The following is a 582-nucleotide window of genomic DNA, read 5'->3' on the forward strand; positions in this document are numbered from 1 at the left end:
CTCTGGATATCGATCTTCCATCTGCTTTAGCAGCCAACAAAACGCGAGCTCACTGTCTGTTTGACCAACAGGACGATGGCGCCCAGTGTACAGATCTTGGTAATCAGACAGCTGGCCATTGTGAGCAAAGGTCCAATACTTGCCCCACAACTCACGTGTGAATGGGTGCGTATTTTCTAAATTCACTCCGCCACGGTTTGCTTGGCGAATATGACTCACAACCGCACGACTTTTGATCGGATAGTTTTGCACCAATTCAGCGATTTGGGACTCACAGCTTGGTTTTGGATCTTTAAAGGTTCGAAAACCTTTACCTTCATAAAAAGTAATTCCCCAACCATCACGGTGCGGGCCAGTACGACCTCCACGCTGCATCAGCCCTGTAAAGCTGAAACAGATATCCGTTGGAACATTGGCGCTCATGCCGAGCAATTCACACATCGTTTAACGAACTCCTTACCTAAACCACAGCCGAAAAAGTGGCTGCAGAAAATTATTCCATCTCTTTTTCAATCAACTGAATGATGATGTGAATAATCTTAATATGTACTTCTTGAATACGGTCTGCATAACCAAAGTGTG

Annotated in this window: 1 protein-coding gene; it reads right to left on the reverse strand. The window is 45.2% G+C overall.

From position 1 onward, the window contains the following. The coding region (locus tag R8N49_RS29035) for a class II glutamine amidotransferase (RefSeq protein ID WP_318190689.1) at positions 1–441 on the reverse strand (441 nt) is incomplete at its 3' end. Between the last annotated feature and the right edge of the window lie 141 nt (positions 442–582).

This window comes from Vibrio sp. 1978, assembly GCF_033344345.1.